A 14,449-nucleotide genomic window follows, 5' to 3' on the forward strand; every position below is an offset into this window, starting at 1 on the left:
TGACTGATGCTTAATGGCCTGTGGCTTGGCTTCTTCATCGTGGCTGCCGTGTCGGCGCTGGCGCAATGGCTGATCGGCGGCAACGCCGGGATCTTCGCGGCGATGGTGGAAAGCATCTTCGCCATGGCCAAGTTGTCCGTCGAGGTCATGGTCCTGCTGTTCGGCACGCTCACCCTGTGGCTGGGCTTTCTGCGGATCGCCGAAAAAGCCGGGATCGTCGAATGGCTGGCCAAGGCCTTGGGCCCGCTGTTTTTGCGCTTGATGCCGGAGGTCCCGCCCGGCCACCCCGCCATCGGCCTGATTACCCTGAACTTCGCCGCCAACGGCCTGGGCCTGGACAATGCCGCCACGCCGATCGGCCTCAAGGCCATGAAGGCCCTGCAGGAGCTCAATCCCAGCGCAACGGTCGCCAGTAACGCGCAGATCCTGTTCCTGGTGCTCAACGCCTCCTCCCTGACCCTGCTGCCGGTGACGATCTTCATGTACCGCGCCCAGCAAGGCGCGCCCGACCCGACGCTGGTGTTCCTTCCCATCCTGCTCGCCACCAGTTGCTCGACCATCGTCGGCTTCCTGTCCGTGGCCTTCATGCAACGCCTGCGCATCTGGGACCCGGTGGTGCTGGCGTATCTGATTCCCGGCGCCCTGGCCCTCGGTGGTTTCATGGCGCTGCTGGGGACGATGTCAGCCACCGCGCTGGCTGGACTGTCGTCGATTCTTGGCAACCTGACGCTATTTGGCTTGATCATGCTGTTTTTGCTGATCGGCGCGCTACGCAAGGTCAAGGTCTACGAAGCGTTCGTCGAAGGCGCCAAGGAAGGTTTCGATGTGGCGAAGAACCTGCTGCCGTACCTGGTGGCGATGCTCTGCGCCGTGGGCGTGCTGCGGGCGTCCGGAGCTCTGGATTTCGGTCTGGACGGGATTCGGCACCTGGTGGAATGGGCCGGCTGGGACACGCGTTTCGTCGATGCGCTGCCGACCGCGATGGTCAAGCCATTTTCCGGCAGCGCCGCCCGCGCGATGCTGATCGAAACCATGAAAACCTCCGGCGTGGACAGCTTCCCGGCGCTGGTGGCGGCAACGATTCAGGGCAGTACCGAAACCACGTTTTATGTACTGGCGGTGTACTTCGGCGCGGTGGGTATCCAGCGAGCGCGGCATGCGGTGGGGTGTGCGTTGTTGGCGGAATTGGCCGGTGTGCTGGGGGCGATCGGGGTTTGTTACTGGTTCTTTGGGTGAATCCAACATTTATCGCTGGCAAGCCAGCTCCTACAAAGGTCCCTGTAGGAGCTGGCTTGCCAGCGATAAGGTCCGCAGGACCTTCAAAATATCGCAGGCGGCGATAATTTCTGTCCTTGCTCAACCGCCCACGCCACCACCTGCGCCGTCACCTGATCACTGGCCTGGCCAAACCCGGCCACCACCGCCGGCACCTGCACATCGCTCAACGGCCGGCGCACTTCAAAGCGTTTGCTGGCAAGGATGTGCTGGTCATACCCGCGCACCAGCAAAACATCCAGGCGCACGACCACACTGGCGCTGCTGCCCTGATACTCAGTCTGGAACGCCTGCAAGCTGCCGCCCAGCTCCAGATCCGCATGGAAGTTGCTGTCATCGGTACTCAGCAGCGTCACCCGACCATCACGCTGGAAGCCATCGAGCAGCCGGTTACGCAGCAACACCGGCGCCGGGTCGCTCCAGCGCGAGCCCTTGTAGCTGCTGATCACGTCGCCCTGAGGGATGACGGCAATGTTCGGGCTGTTCAACGCTTCGCTGGCCTGGGGCTTGTTCAGGCGCAACGACCAGCGCTGCGGCGTGACGTGACTGGCCGATGAGCTGCTTTGCGCCGACGGCAATCGATAGAGATCGAAGGGTTCTGACTTGGGCAGGATCGAGCACGAGCTGATCAGCGTGAAGCCGGCGAGGAGGGCGAGGCGGGTCAGCTTCATGGGGTGAATTCCTTGCTCTTGTCACGGCCCAGCAGGTAGCCGCTGGGGTTGGATTCCAGGCGTTGGGAAATGGCACGCAACGAGGTGAGGGTTTCACGCAGTTCACGCACCGCCGGTGCCAGGCCATTGAGACCCTGCATGCCGTTGTTGAGCGACTCCTGATTGGTGCTCAGCAGTTGGTTGATGGTCGCGGTGCTTTGTTGCAGCGACTTCATGGCCTGTTCGGCGCTGCCGAACATCTGCTTGCCCTGATCATTGAGCAAGCCATTGGCGTTACGCATCAGCGCCGACGTCTGTTCCATCATGGTGCTGGCCTGCTTGCCGACCGAGGACAGTTGCTGCATGGCCACACGAATGTCGCCGCGCTGGTCGGCAATGACCCCGGTGGTTTGCTCCAGATGCTCCAGGGTCTTGCTGATGCGCTCGATGTTTTCCGTGGAAAACATCAGGTTGGCGTTGTGCATCAAGGTGTTCACCCCGGCCATCAGGTCGTTGCTGTCATTGAGCAGGCGGGCGATGGGCGAGGGCGAAGCGATGATGGTCGGCAGTTTTCCGTCCTTGCCCTTGAGCGTCGGGCTCTGTGGCGTACCGCCGCTCAACTGGATGATCGACGTCCCGGTGACCCCGGTCAGCGCCAGTTTGGCCTGGGTGTCTTCCTTGATCGGGGTATCGCCACCCAGGCGGATCCGCGCCAGCACCCGGCGCGGGTCCTTCGGGTCCAGGCGCAAGGTCACCACGTCACCGACCTTGATCCCGCTGTACTGCACCGAACTGCCCTTGGACAGGCCGCTGACCGCCTCGTTGAACACGACCTCGTAATCCTTGAACTCGGTGTCGACACTGGACTTGGCCAGCCACAGGCCGAAGAGCAGGGCGCCGGTCACCACGATCACGGTGAACAGGCCGATCAATACATGATGGGCTCGGGTTTCCATGTCAGACCTCGTTGAGCTGTTGAGCGGCATTCAGCGCCGCGCGGCCGCGAGGGCCATGGAAGTATTCGTGAATCCACGCGTCGTCAGTTTCCGAGACCACGTCAATGGCATCGGCCACCAGCACTTTTTTCTGCGCCAGCACCGCCACCCGGTCGGTGATGGTGTAGAGCGTATCGAGGTCGTGGGTCACCAGGAAAACGCTCAGGCCCAGGGCATCACGCAGGGTCAGGATCAGTTGATCGAAGGCCGCGGCACCAATCGGATCGAGACCGGCGGTGGGTTCGTCGAGAAACAGGATGTCCGGGTCCAGCGCCAAGGCCCGCGCCAGGGCCGCACGCTTGATCATGCCGCCGGACAGGGACGCGGGGTACTTGTCCGCCGCCGACAGCGGCAAGCCGGCCAGGGCCAGTTTCACCGCCGCCAGGTGCTCGGCATCGTCGCGGCTCAGGCCTGCATGTTCGATCAAGGGCAGGGCGACGTTCTCGGTCACGGTCAACGAGGAGAACAGGGCGCCTTTCTGGAACAGCACGCCGAAGCGCCGTTCGATCAGCGACCGCTCGTGCTCGGGCAGGGTCGGCAGGTTTTTGCCGAAGACTTTCACCACGCCTTCGCTGGGCTGGCGCAAACCGACAATGCTGCGCAGCAGCACCGATTTACCGCTGCCGGAACCGCCGACCACGGCAAGGATCTCGCCCTTGTACAGATCCAGATCGAGGTTCTCGTGCACGCTCTGGCTGCCGAAACGATTGCACAGACCACGGACTTCGATCACCGCCTCGGCGGGGGCTCGGGGTACTCGACTCACCAGCTCATCTCCATGAAAAACAGCGCGGCCACGGCGTCGAGCACGATCACCACGAAAATCGACTGCACCACGCTGGAGGTGGTGTGGGCGCCGACAGACTCGGCGCTGCCGCTGACCTTGAAGCCTTCCAGGCAGCCGATCGCAGCAATCAGGAAGGCGAAGATCGGTGCCTTGACGATCCCCACCAGAAAATGCTGAACGCCGATGTCCGATTGCAGCAGCGACAGGAACATCGCCGGCGAAATATCCAGCGATACTGCGCAGACGACGCCGCCGCCGATAATCCCCGAGACCATCGCCAGAAAGGTCAGCATCGGCAACGCGACCAGCAAGGCCAGGACCCGCGGCACCACCAGCAATTCCATCGGGTCGAGGCCCAGGGTACGGATGGCGTCGATTTCCTCGTTGGCCTTCATCGAGCCGATCTGCGCGGTGAACGCACTGGCGGTGCGCCCGGCCATCAGGATCGCGGTCAGCAGCACGCCGAATTCGCGCAGGAAGGCAAACGCCACCAGGTCCACCGTGAACACGCTGGCGCCGAACGTGGCCAGCACCGTCGCCCCGAGAAACGCCACCACGGCGCCGACCAGAAAGGTCAGCAGGGCAACGATGGGGGCGGCGTCGAGGCCGGTCTGTTCGATGTGCGCCACCATCGGCGTGATGCGCCAGCGCTTGGGACGAAACAGGCCACGGACGATGGTTTCCAGGATCAGGCCGACGAACCCCAGCAGTTGCAGGGTGTCCTGCCAGACCGTGTCGACCGCGCGACCAATACGGGTCAGCAATTGAATGCCGACGCTGATTTCCGGTTCCTTGATTGGCACGCAGAAATCCGTCAGCGACTGATAGACGGTTTGCAACAACGCGCGATCGGCGGAGGAGAGGGTGCAATCGGGATGTTGGGCGGATCGGCCCAGGCGCTCTGAACCCAGCAGCTCCACCAGCAGCGAGGCGCCGGCCGTATCAAGGGCGCCGAGACCGTTGAGATCGATGCGGGTGCTGTCGTCGTACTGGCCTTCGAGCTTTTCGCTCAGGTGCTTGAGGTCGGCGTAATGGGCGAGCGTCCAGTCTCCCGTCACCCGAATCTGCGGCGGGGAGTGCGAGGTGTCCAATTGGGCATTGCCGGCCACTGTGCTGCTGGTCATAAGCTCCGTGCTTTTTCGGCTGTTACGCAGAGCTACGTAATAACACGAACTGCCTTACTTTTCTTTGACCGGTGTGCTCTCAGCCACCTTGAAGCGCAATACACCGATCAATTGGCCGTCTTCGGTCAGCACCCGAACCTGCCATTTGCCTGCCGGGTTGCCCGGGAAATTCTGCTTATGGGTCCAGGCCCGGTAGCCTTCCTTGCGCCCGCCGTGGATATCGAGCGGGATGCGATCGACCTCTTTGCCGTTGAATTGCCAGACGTGATAGATGCGTTCATCCAGGCCGCGCGGCGCGTTGATCGCCGTGTAGGCATAGAGGCCGCCGCCGCGGATCTGCTCGGCGCTGACTTCGTCGAGGCTGGCGCCGGGGGTGCGATCCTGCATCTGCGTGCTGATGGCCACGTCGGTCATCCACAGGGTGGCCGGCGGCACCCACGAGCGCAGCACCCAACCGACACCGCCGATACCCAGGGTAATGCTCAGGATCGCCAGGGCGTTGCGCACGGTGCGGATCGGAAAGATCGACGCCAGGCTCGGAAACGACAACAGCACGGCGATGCCCAGTGCCCACTTGAAACTTTGCGCGGTGGTCAGGTGCATGATCACCGGCAGCGCGGTGAGCAGGGCGGCGAACAGGGTCAGGGTGTGCAGCGCCAGGAACGCCCAGCGCCGCGGCGCCAGCCACTTGTAGTAGAGCGGGTCGATGATGGAAATCAGCGCCGCGATGCCCAGCAACCCGGTGAAGAACAACTGGCCGCTGTTCCAGGTCGTGGTGATGAAAAAGAACGGCAGGACGAAGAACAGGCTCTCCTGGTGAATCATCTGCGTCGCATAACGCAGCAGGGGCTGGGGAATTTCCCGCTTGAAAATTCGGGTGAACAGCTTGGTCAGGCTGTTTTCCAGCATCAGCCAGACCCAGCTGATCAGCATGATGGTGGTGATCCAGCTCGCCAGGCCCTGCTGGCGATCCACCAGGATGAAGCTGCCGATCCCGGAGACAAAACCACCGAGCGCAATGACCCCGGGGTAGCGCTTCATCAATTCGAGGATGCGCTGGACGAAAAGGGTCAGGGTCGGCATTCGGCGGTTCACAGTAGTCGTAGGAAAAATCCCTGACAGGTTACCGCCTCATCAGCGAAAGTGCTTACTTTCTGCGATGAAAACGCCATGCCGCCAGGCTCAACAGCAACAACCCCGACAGCCCGGCAATCGCCCACATCAATTGGTCATAACTGACCAAGGGTTTTTCGATCCGCACATAGCCCGGTTGCAGGAGCAGTTCGCGCATGGCCTTGTTCGCCTCCGCCAGCGTGACCGCTTGCAACTCTTTTACCGGGTTGGCGAAACGGCCGTCTTCGTAGTCGCCCAGGGCACTCCAGTAGTAATCGGCCAGTGCGCTGTTACCTTGCACCGCCCAGGACTGGCGGGCGATGGCGGCCTGTTTGAGGCGATTGAAGGTCTCGGCGTTGAGACCGTCCTTGAGCAAACCGGCCTTCAATTCATCCAGCACCTCCAACGCTTCGGGCACGTCATCGCGTTCCAGGTCGGCATTCAGACTCATGAAGCCAACGCCGCCAAACACCTCGCGCTCGGCCCATGGGCCATAGGACAAACCGTGCGCCAGGCGCAGCTGGCGATAGAGCGCCCAGTCCAGGTAGTCCTTGAGCAGGTCGAAGGTTTCGTCGTGCTGATCGTCCAGCACCGGCTCCGGTACCAGCCAGTGCAGCTTGGCCCCGCCACCGACGAAACCATGGATCAGGCTGCGTTCATGGGCGGCACTGGCCTGGATCTGGGGCAGGGGTGGGTGCTCTGTCGGGGTGATAGGGGCAAGCTCGCCATAAGTGCGATCCAGATAGGCCGGCAGTAAACGGTCGAGGTCGCCGACCACGATCAGCGTCATGTTGTTGGGCGCGTACCAGTCCTTGCGCACGTTCTCCAGCTGTTCGCGGGTCAGGTGATCGACTTCCGCGCGCTCCGGGCATTTCAGGCCCAGTTCCACGGCCAGTTGATTGCTGGCGGTATGGCCCAGGTCCTGGCGATCCAGCCAGCGTTGAAGGTGCGTGTAGTGCCCGCCGTCTTCACGCTCGACCACTTGCTTGGCGGCGTTGATCGCGTCCTCGTCGAAATGGGTCTGGGTCAGCAGCGCCAGCAGCAAATCCAGGACTTTGCGCTGGTTTTTCGCCGGGGCTTCGATCACGAAGGTGGTGTCGGCGTTGCTGGTGAAAGCGTTCCACTCGCCACCCAACTCCTGCATGCGCTCCTCCAGGCCGCCTTCGCCGCTGGCGTCGATGCCGCTGAACAGCAAGTGTTCGAGCAGGTGCGGCAGTTCTTTCTCGGCACAGCCGAAATCATCCAGGCCGACCCCGACCACCAACCGGATCGCCACGTGCCCGCGCTCGGTGCCGGGCTTGAGCAACATCTGCAAACCGTTGCGCAGGGTGTAGCCCTCGACCTGGAAGCGATCCAGGGCGAACGAAGGGAGTGAACCAAGCAACAGACAGGCGAACAACAGACAACGCATAACGAGCTTCCCGGCAACCAATCGGAGATCCGTTTCGTCCTTCAATCCGCTATCGCGGGCAAGCCCGCTCCCACACTGAAGCGGGTTGATCCATCCACTGTGATCAACTCGAAACCTGTGGGAGCGGGCTTGCCCGCAATGACGGCCTAGAGGCTGAATCAATGTTACTGACTAATCACTTTGCCAGACGTTCAAGGCGAATGCGTGATGTCAGCCAAATCATCCACCGCCAGCGCTCCGGTGTCGGACGTTTCCAATACTACGTAAGCACTGCTGCAAAACAGCGAATTCAGACGCTTCATGTCGGCAATCAACTCCAGGTGCAGAGAGCTGGTCTCGATACTCTGCACGATCTTACGTTGCAAACGGCTGACATGCGCGTGGGCCAGGCGGCGTTCCTGTGCGCGAAAACGACGTTTCTCACGCAACAACTGGCGGGCACTTTCCTTGTCGGCGCTGAGAAAGACCGACAGGCCCAGGCGCAGGTTGGAAATCAACTGGCTGTGCAGCCCGGCCAACTCTTCCAGGCCCACCTCGGAAAACGACCGGCGCTGCGAGGTTTTCTGCTGCTGAACCTTGCGCAGCATGCGCTCGATCAGGTCGCTGGCGAGCTTGAGGTTGATCGCCAGTTCGATGATTTCCGCCCAGCGCCGGCTGTCCTGGTCACTGAGGTCTTCCCGGGGCATTTGCGCCAGATACAGCTTGATCGCGCTGTAGAGCGCCTCGACATCATCGGTCAGCCGACGCATTTCCTGGGTCACGGCGGTTTGCTTGCCGTGCAGCACATCGAGCATGGCCTCGAGCATGTTGTCGATCAGATCGCCCATGCGCAGGGTTTCCCGGGCGGCGTTGGCCAGCGCCAGGCTTGGCGTGACCAAGGCTGTCGGGTCCAGGTGCCGGGGCTTGGCCATGCCGTTGGTTTGCGGGCGCTCCGGTAGTATCCACGCGCAGAACCTGGCCATCGGCCCGACGCTGGGCAGCAGGATCAGGCAGCGCGCCGTGTTGTAGAGCAGGTGGAAGCCGATGACCATCTCCTGGGAGCTGTAGTCGAGGCTGTCGATCCAGTGCACCAGGGGGTCGAGCACCGGAATGATCAGCAACAGGCCGATCAGCTTGTACAACAGGCTGCCCAACGCCACCTGGCGACCGGCGGCGTTCTGCATGCTGGTGCTGAGGAACGCGAGAACGCCGCTGCCGATGTTGGCCCCGATCACCAGGCCGATGGCCACCGGCAGGCTAATCACGCTGGCGCCAGCCAGGGTCGCGGTCAGCAGGACCGCCGCCAGGCTGGAGTAGGAAATCATCGCGAACAATGCGCCGACCAGGGCGTCGAGCAGGATATCGCCGGTCAGCGAGGCGAAAATCACCTTCACCCCTTGGGCGTGAGTGATCGGTGCGGCCGCCTCGACGATCAGTTGCAGCGCCAGGATGATCAAGCCCAGGCCAATGCTGACACGGCCCATTTGCCCTAGCCGCGTCTGTTTGCGCGACAGGAAGAAAATCACCCCGACAAAAATCAGCAGTGGCGAGAGCCATGACAAGTCGAAAGTCAGCACCCGTGCCATCAAGGCCGTACCGACATCGGCCCCAAGCATGGTTGCCAGGGCAGGGGTCAGCGCCATCAGGCCCTGGCCGACAAACGAGGTGACGAGCATGGCCGTGGCGTTACTGCTCTGGACCATCGCGGTCACGACGATTCCCGAGATGAACGCCAGCCAGCGCTTGGACATGTTCTGGCCGATGACGTGGCGCAGGTTGGAGCCGTAAACCCGCAGGATGCCGGTTCGGACGATGTGCGTGCCCCAGATCAGCAAGGCCACGGCTGAGAGCAAATTGAGCAGGGTGAGCATGCAGGCCCCCTGTGGTGGTAGCGCCCCAAAGGGGCAAGTTAGCGGTGCCGCGCGACGTTCTACGTTCTAGGTTCTGTACTTAAGCTGTAGTTGGCTAACGGTCTGGGCGCCAGCATCGCATAGCTAAAGAAACGATTGAAACAAAACTGTCATGAAAAAGGATCAGCGAAAACCAATGTGGGAGCGAGCTTGCTCGCGAAAGCGGTGTATCAGGCAACAATGATGTCGACTGACACTCCGTCTTCGCGAGCAAGCCCGCTCCCACAGGTGTTGCGCAGCTACAGGGTTCGGGTTACTGCCCCGGAATGTCCTTGCGCAGTTTCACCGGGTCCTGCTGCTTCTTCTTTTTCGCAATCGCGGTGCGCATCTTGATGTTGATCGCTTCCACGGCCAGCGAGAACGCCATGGCGAAGTAGACGTATCCTTTTGGCACGTGCACGTCCAGGGATTCGGCAATCAGCACCATACCGACGATCAACAGGAACGACAGCGCCAGCATCTTCAGCGAAGGGTGCTTGTCGATGAACGCGCTGATAGTGCCCGAAGCCAGCATCATCACCAGCACCGCCACGACGATTGCCGCAATCATGACCGGTACGTGGGAGACCATGCCGACGGCGGTGATCACCGAGTCCAGGGAGAACACGATGTCGATGATCGCGATCTGGATGATGGTGTAGAGGAAGTTGCCGCCCTTGAGGTTTGGCTCGTCGTCGGTTTCGTCCTCACCTTCCAGCGCGTGGTACATCTCTTGCGAGCTCTTCCACAGCAGGAACAGGCCACCGAAGAACAGGATCAGGTCACGCCCGGAGATACCCTGGCCGAACACTTCGAACAGGTCGGCGGTAAGGCGCATGACCCAGGTGATCGACAGCAGCAACAGAATCCGCGTGACCATGGCCAGCGCCAGGCCGAAAATCCGGGTGCGCTGTTGCATGTGCTTGGGCATGCGGCTGACCAGGATCGAAATCATGATGATGTTATCGATACCCAGGACGATTTCCAGGGCGGTCAGGGTAAAGAAGGCAACCCAGATTTCAGGGTTGGTCAGCCATTCCATGTGTATTCCTTTGAGCGATTGTTAAACCAAAAAGGGCCCCGACTTCAAACCGCGAAGCCTGGACCCGAAATGGTGAGTCTTGGGCTTATAGAGTGCTGAACAGCGGAAAAATCCCCATCAGCAATGCAGCAACCAGTATGCACATGCAAACAAGCACTGCCCATTTCAGGGTGAAACGCTGGTGATCACCAAAATCGATGCCGGCCAGGGCCACCAACAGATAAGTCGATGGTACCAGCGGGCTCAACAGGTGGACGGGCTGACCGACGATCGAGGCACGTGCCATTTCCACCGCAGTAATACCGTAATGGCTGGCGGCTTCGGCCAGTACCGGCAAAACACCGTAATAAAAAGCATCATTGGACATGAAGAAGGTGAACGGCATGCTCACCAACGCCGTGATTACCGCCAGGTACGGGCCGAGGAAGTCCGGAATCACCGCCAGCAGGCTCTTCGACATGGCATCGACCATGCCGGTGCCCGACAGGATACCGGTGAAGATACCCGCGGCAAAGATTAGCCCGACCACCGCCAACACGCTACCGGCGTGGGCCGCGACGCGATCTTTTTGCTGTTGCAGGCAAGGGTAGTTGACGATCATGGCAATACTGAACGCCACCATGAACAGCACCGGCAGCGGCAACAGGCCGGCGATCAGGGTGCACATCAGGGCCAGGGTCAGGGCGCCGTTGAACCAGATCAGATTTGGACGACGGGCATCCGGGAATTGCGAAACGGTGATTTCGCTGTGGTCGATCTCGTCGCCCACCAGGTGCAATTCCCCCAAACGCGCACGCTCACGCTTGCCGTAGAAGTAGGCAATGGCGAGGATGGCCAGGACACCGGCGGCCATCGCTGGAACCATCGGTACGAAGATGGCCGACGGGTCCACGTGCAGCGCACTGGCGGCACGGGCGGTCGGGCCTCCCCAGGGGGTCATGTTCATCACGCCACCGGCGAGGATGATCAAGCCGGCCATGATCCGCGGGCTCATGCCGATGCGGCTGTAGAGCGGCAGCATGGCGGCCACGCAGATCATGTAGGTGGTCGCCCCGTCACCGTCGAGGGAAACGACCAGCGCCAGTACCGCGGTACCGACCGACACTTTCAACGGGTCGCCCTTGACCATCTTGAGGATCTTGCGCACGGCAGGGTCGAACAGGCCGGAGTCGATCATCAGGGCGAAATACAGGATCGCGAACATCAGCATCACGCCGGTAGGCGCGAGCTTGGTAATGCCTTCGAGCATCATCGGGCCGATTTTCGGGCCGAAACCGCCGAACAGGGCGAAAACGATCGGGATGATGATCAGGGCGATCAACGCGGACAGGCGCTTGGTCATGATCAGGAACATGAACGTGATGACCATGGCGAAGCCAAGGAAAGTCAGCATGGGAATACTCCAGGCGTAGCGCGGCTAGGGAATGGGCGGATCCGGCGGGATCAGCGCAGAACGGGAAGCACGAGGCGTACGGGCGGAGTTGCAGCAAAGCGGCGGATAGAAGAGGACATCAGGGTCACCATTGTTGTTGTTAAATGGGCCGGGCGAACAATCGAACATTCGCTATAGCCAACCGGTCTGTTGCCGGCAGTGAGGGCGATCCTAATCGGGGAAGCTTTCAGCCAGCTTTCGCCGATGAAAGCATTGACCGGATGTGCAACCGGTCGTCGGACGGGATTCTGGCACATCGATATGGACTCGGGAGGAAAACAAGATGAAGGTCTGTCATACCGGCGGCTGCCACTGCGGGCAACTGCGCTATCAATTCAGCGGGCCATTGCACGATATCGCCCATTGCCATTGCTCGATTTGCCGACGAGTCAGCGGCGGGATCGTGACTACGTGGATCACCGTCCCGGCGGCTGCCTTTCAATGGCTGGCCGGGACACCCGCGCGGTACGTCTCTTCGCCCACCTGCGCGCGCTATTTCTGCGGCCACTGCGGGGCGCAACTGGCCTTGGTGACCCACCTGAGCCCGGACAGCATCGACGTGACCATCGCCACCCTCGACCACCCGGAACAGGCCCCGGCCGAACGGCACATCTGGACTGACAGCCGCCTGCCGTGGCTGCGCCTGGACGAGCATTTGCCGGGCGAAGCCGAAGAAACGCTCTGATCAAAAAATAGTCAGGTCCAGCGGCCGGACCGCGCCCATCCAGATCGCGTGATCGCGGTGATCCAGCAAGTCGTTGCCGGTGTCCGGGTGCAGGAACACCACCAGCCCCTTGCGGTTGAGCGCCAGCCAAGGCAGCACATCGCCAATCAGCTCGGGGCCGAACGCCAACTGGCAGCTCCAGTCCGGGTGCGGGCCGACGGGGCGCTCATGAACGCGGCCCATCTTCAACGGGAACAACTGCGCGGCTTGCTCACATAGGGCCCGCGCCTGGTCGATGGTGCTGGCGTCGAAATACACATGGGCGTGATAGCCCTTGATCCGTTGCATCTGAATCCCTCTATATCGAGTCGAACCCTCACCGTTTCCAGCAGGTCACACGCCATATACCCCGGAATCAACGGAGCTCAGCCATGAAAAATGCCGAAACCCCAGTAGTGAAAGTGGTGCTTTATGGTGCCATGAGTAGCCTGGGCAGTGCGCTGATGGCTGAAATGCTGCGGCGCCAGCATGAAGTGATCGCCATTCTCGATGACCTGACGGCGCTGGCGCCGCGTCCGGGTTTGCGCACCAAGTCGGGTGACCTGTTCGATGCCGAGCGCGTGAAGCAAAGTGTGGCTGGCAGTTCGGCGGTCGTCTGTTTATTAGACGCACCGGGGCTGCCATTCAACAGTGAGCACGTGGAAAAAACCATAGTGCCCGGCCCGGTCGAGCAGGTGCTGGCGGTGGATGCGCTGATCGATAGCATGCAGGCGGCGGGCATTGCGCGGTTGTTTCTGGTGGGTGATTTCGAGATTCTGGACGATCCGGAGTTCGAGGACGGGTTGCAGCTCCACGCCGCCGAAGAAATCCGCGAAGCACTGCAAAGCAGTGCCTTGCACTGGACGCTGGTGAACGCCCCGCGCGGGGTGCCGGGGTTGACTATCGAGCATTTCAGCCAGGTCAGCAGCAGCCTTGAGCCGGGGCTGGCGGAGCCGCTCGCACGCCTGGCCCGCACGGCGGTAGGGATCGCCGATGAGTTGCAGCTAAACCTGCATATCGGCGAGCACGTCAATTTCATCGCGACCGACAGCTAAACGGCAATGGAGGGCAGCGCCACGCCATTCAAGGATTGCGCACTGCTGGCCTGCTCAGCCATCAACCAATCGACAAACTGCTTAATCAACGCCCCACGCCGTTTGCGCTGTGGCAACACCACGTAGTAACCCAACCTGGAAATCACCGTTTCGGCAATCGGCCGGCACAACAAACCTTGGGCCAGCAAGTTATCCACAAGGTGCCGCCAGCCAATGGCCACGCCCTGACCGCCAATGGCGGCCTGAATCAGCAAGGTGTAATTGTCGAAACGCAATTGGCCGGGAGCCGGGGGCGAGGTGATTCCCAACTCGCGAAAGACACCGCTCCAGTCGAACCAGTGACTGCTGTTCTCGCCCCGCAGGTGCAGGAGTGGAAACTCCAGCAACGATTGGGCGGGCAAGGGCAGGGCACGATCAATCAACAACTGCGGGCTGCACACCGGGAATACCTCCTCGCTGAACAGCCAATGGCTCTCGCCCTGCTTGAAGCGGCCATCACCGAAAAGAACCGCCACGTCGATGTCGCTGCGCAGCATGTTATGGCTGCGTTCACTGGTCACCAGGCTGACGTCGACCTGTGGATTGGCCGCATGAAAGCGGTGTAACCGGGGCATCAGCCAGTAGGCGGCGAAGGCGAAATCGGTGGCGACCTGCAACACTTCATGCTGATGCTGGGCGCTGATCGCCGCCAATCCCGCGGCAATATTCTGCAAACCCAGCTGAACCTGCTCGAACAGGATGGTCCCGGCCTCAGTCAGTTCGATGCCGCGATAAATGCGGTCGAACAATCGTGTCGCCAGTTGCTCTTCCAGGCGCTTGATCTGTTGGCTGATCGCCGGCTGCGTGGTGCCCAGCTCGACCGCCGCCGCCGTGAAGCTGCGCTGACGGGACGCCGATTCAAAAGCGCGGAGCAAATCCAGAGAAAGGTCACCAAGTGCGTCATACATAAGCTGTGCTTATCCTAGTCATTGCCGGCCATGGGCTTTACCGCAAA

General features: G+C 61.3%; 14 protein-coding genes. 3 read left to right on the forward strand and 11 right to left on the reverse strand.

Features of this window, described 5'->3' with window-relative positions; genetic code table 11:
• Positions 1-6: 6 nt before the first annotated feature.
• Positions 7-1,236, forward strand: coding sequence for a nucleoside recognition domain-containing protein (locus ACYP2Q_RS08945; RefSeq protein ID WP_459730153.1), 1,230 nt, complete (start codon positions 7-9; stop codon positions 1,234-1,236).
• A gap of 83 nt (positions 1,237-1,319) precedes the next feature.
• Here ACYP2Q_RS08945 and ACYP2Q_RS08950 read toward each other — a convergent pair whose 3' ends face one another.
• From ACYP2Q_RS08950 to ACYP2Q_RS08990, 9 genes are all read right to left on the reverse strand, one after another.
• Complete coding sequence (locus tag ACYP2Q_RS08950; protein ID WP_459730154.1) at positions 1,320-1,946, reverse strand: ABC-type transport auxiliary lipoprotein family protein; 627 nt, start codon at positions 1,944-1,946, stop codon at positions 1,320-1,322.
• On the reverse strand, positions 1,943-2,881 hold the full coding sequence (locus tag ACYP2Q_RS08955; RefSeq protein ID WP_459730155.1) for an MlaD family protein: 939 nt from the start codon (positions 2,879-2,881) through the stop codon (positions 1,943-1,945). The genes ACYP2Q_RS08950 and ACYP2Q_RS08955 overlap by 4 nt, the downstream gene beginning before the upstream one ends.
• A 1-nt stretch (position 2,882) precedes the next feature.
• Positions 2,883-3,686 (reverse strand): ABC transporter ATP-binding protein, encoded by an 804-nt coding sequence (locus ACYP2Q_RS08960; RefSeq protein ID WP_459730156.1) that lies wholly within the window; start codon positions 3,684-3,686, stop codon positions 2,883-2,885.
• Positions 3,683-4,831: an ABC transporter permease gene (locus ACYP2Q_RS08965; protein WP_459730157.1), complete on the reverse strand. Its 1,149-nt coding sequence runs from the start codon at positions 4,829-4,831 to the stop codon at positions 3,683-3,685. Before ACYP2Q_RS08965 ends, ACYP2Q_RS08960 begins: the two co-directional genes overlap by 4 nt.
• 54 nt (positions 4,832-4,885) lie before the next feature.
• Positions 4,886-5,914 carry a DUF5924 family protein gene (locus ACYP2Q_RS08970; protein WP_459730158.1) on the reverse strand — a complete coding sequence of 343 codons (1,029 nt, stop codon included), beginning with the start codon at positions 5,912-5,914 and terminating at the stop codon, positions 4,886-4,888.
• A 64-nt stretch (positions 5,915-5,978) separates the two neighbouring features.
• Complete coding sequence (locus tag ACYP2Q_RS08975) at positions 5,979-7,355, reverse strand: M16 family metallopeptidase (protein ID WP_459730159.1); 1,377 nt, start codon at positions 7,353-7,355, stop codon at positions 5,979-5,981.
• Between the two features lie 191 nt (positions 7,356-7,546).
• Positions 7,547-9,205 carry a Na/Pi cotransporter family protein gene (locus tag ACYP2Q_RS08980; RefSeq protein ID WP_459730160.1) on the reverse strand — a complete coding sequence of 553 codons (1,659 nt, stop codon included), beginning with the start codon at positions 9,203-9,205 and terminating at the stop codon, positions 7,547-7,549.
• Positions 9,206-9,497: 292 nt separating this feature from the next.
• On the reverse strand, positions 9,498-10,265 hold the full coding sequence (locus tag ACYP2Q_RS08985) for a TerC family protein (protein WP_459730161.1): 768 nt from the start codon (positions 10,263-10,265) through the stop codon (positions 9,498-9,500).
• Positions 10,266-10,350: 85 nt separating this feature from the next.
• Positions 10,351-11,658, reverse strand: a complete 1,308-nt coding sequence (locus ACYP2Q_RS08990; RefSeq protein ID WP_459730162.1) for a CitMHS family transporter — start codon at positions 11,656-11,658, stop codon at positions 10,351-10,353.
• A 322-nt stretch (positions 11,659-11,980) separates the two neighbouring features.
• On the opposite strand from ACYP2Q_RS08990, the gene ACYP2Q_RS08995 reads away from it, so the two are divergent.
• Positions 11,981-12,382: a GFA family protein gene (locus ACYP2Q_RS08995; RefSeq protein WP_459730163.1), complete on the forward strand. Its 402-nt coding sequence runs from the start codon at positions 11,981-11,983 to the stop codon at positions 12,380-12,382.
• Here the strand turns inward: ACYP2Q_RS08995 and ACYP2Q_RS09000 are convergent, their stop codons facing one another.
• Positions 12,383-12,709, reverse strand: coding sequence for a DOPA 4,5-dioxygenase family protein (locus tag ACYP2Q_RS09000; protein ID WP_459730164.1), 327 nt, complete (start codon positions 12,707-12,709; stop codon positions 12,383-12,385).
• An 83-nt stretch (positions 12,710-12,792) separates the two neighbouring features.
• Between ACYP2Q_RS09000 and ACYP2Q_RS09005 the strand changes: the two genes are divergently transcribed.
• Positions 12,793-13,455 (forward strand): NAD(P)-dependent oxidoreductase, encoded by a 663-nt coding sequence (locus ACYP2Q_RS09005; protein WP_459730165.1) that lies wholly within the window; start codon positions 12,793-12,795, stop codon positions 13,453-13,455.
• Here the strand turns inward: ACYP2Q_RS09005 and ACYP2Q_RS09010 are convergent.
• Complete coding sequence (locus tag ACYP2Q_RS09010; RefSeq protein WP_459730166.1) at positions 13,452-14,402, reverse strand: choline sulfate utilization transcriptional regulator; 951 nt, start codon at positions 14,400-14,402, stop codon at positions 13,452-13,454. The genes ACYP2Q_RS09005 and ACYP2Q_RS09010 overlap by 4 nt on opposite strands.
• Positions 14,403-14,449 lie beyond the last annotated feature (47 nt).

The sequence above is a fragment of the Pseudomonas sp. MHK4 genome, from assembly GCF_054600775.1.

What these genes read in the sequence shown, in the direction of transcription:
- ACYP2Q_RS08945 (WP_459730153.1), top strand. Translation starts at nt 7, where the DNA reads ATGCTTAATGGCCTGTGGCTTGGCTTCTTCATCGTGGCTGCCGTGTCG.
- ACYP2Q_RS08950 (WP_459730154.1), bottom strand. Translation starts at nt 1,946, where the DNA reads ATGAAGCTGACCCGCCTCGCCCTCCTCGCCGGCTTCACGCTGATCAGC.
- ACYP2Q_RS08955 (WP_459730155.1), bottom strand. Translation starts at nt 2,881, where the DNA reads ATGGAAACCCGAGCCCATCATGTATTGATCGGCCTGTTCACCGTGATC.
- ACYP2Q_RS08965 (WP_459730157.1), bottom strand. Translation starts at nt 4,831, where the DNA reads ATGACCAGCAGCACAGTGGCCGGCAATGCCCAATTGGACACCTCGCAC.
- ACYP2Q_RS08970 (WP_459730158.1), bottom strand. Translation starts at nt 5,914, where the DNA reads ATGCCGACCCTGACCCTTTTCGTCCAGCGCATCCTCGAATTGATGAAG.
- ACYP2Q_RS08975 (WP_459730159.1), bottom strand. Translation starts at nt 7,355, where the DNA reads ATGCGTTGTCTGTTGTTCGCCTGTCTGTTGCTTGGTTCACTCCCTTCG.
- ACYP2Q_RS08980 (WP_459730160.1), bottom strand. Translation starts at nt 9,205, where the DNA reads ATGCTCACCCTGCTCAATTTGCTCTCAGCCGTGGCCTTGCTGATCTGG.
- ACYP2Q_RS08985 (WP_459730161.1), bottom strand. Translation starts at nt 10,265, where the DNA reads ATGGAATGGCTGACCAACCCTGAAATCTGGGTTGCCTTCTTTACCCTG.
- ACYP2Q_RS08990 (WP_459730162.1), bottom strand. Translation starts at nt 11,658, where the DNA reads ATGCTGACTTTCCTTGGCTTCGCCATGGTCATCACGTTCATGTTCCTG.
- ACYP2Q_RS08995 (WP_459730163.1), top strand. Translation starts at nt 11,981, where the DNA reads ATGAAGGTCTGTCATACCGGCGGCTGCCACTGCGGGCAACTGCGCTAT.
- ACYP2Q_RS09000 (WP_459730164.1), bottom strand. Translation starts at nt 12,709, where the DNA reads ATGCAACGGATCAAGGGCTATCACGCCCATGTGTATTTCGACGCCAGC.
- ACYP2Q_RS09005 (WP_459730165.1), top strand. Translation starts at nt 12,793, where the DNA reads ATGAAAAATGCCGAAACCCCAGTAGTGAAAGTGGTGCTTTATGGTGCC.
- ACYP2Q_RS09010 (WP_459730166.1), bottom strand. Translation starts at nt 14,402, where the DNA reads ATGTATGACGCACTTGGTGACCTTTCTCTGGATTTGCTCCGCGCTTTT.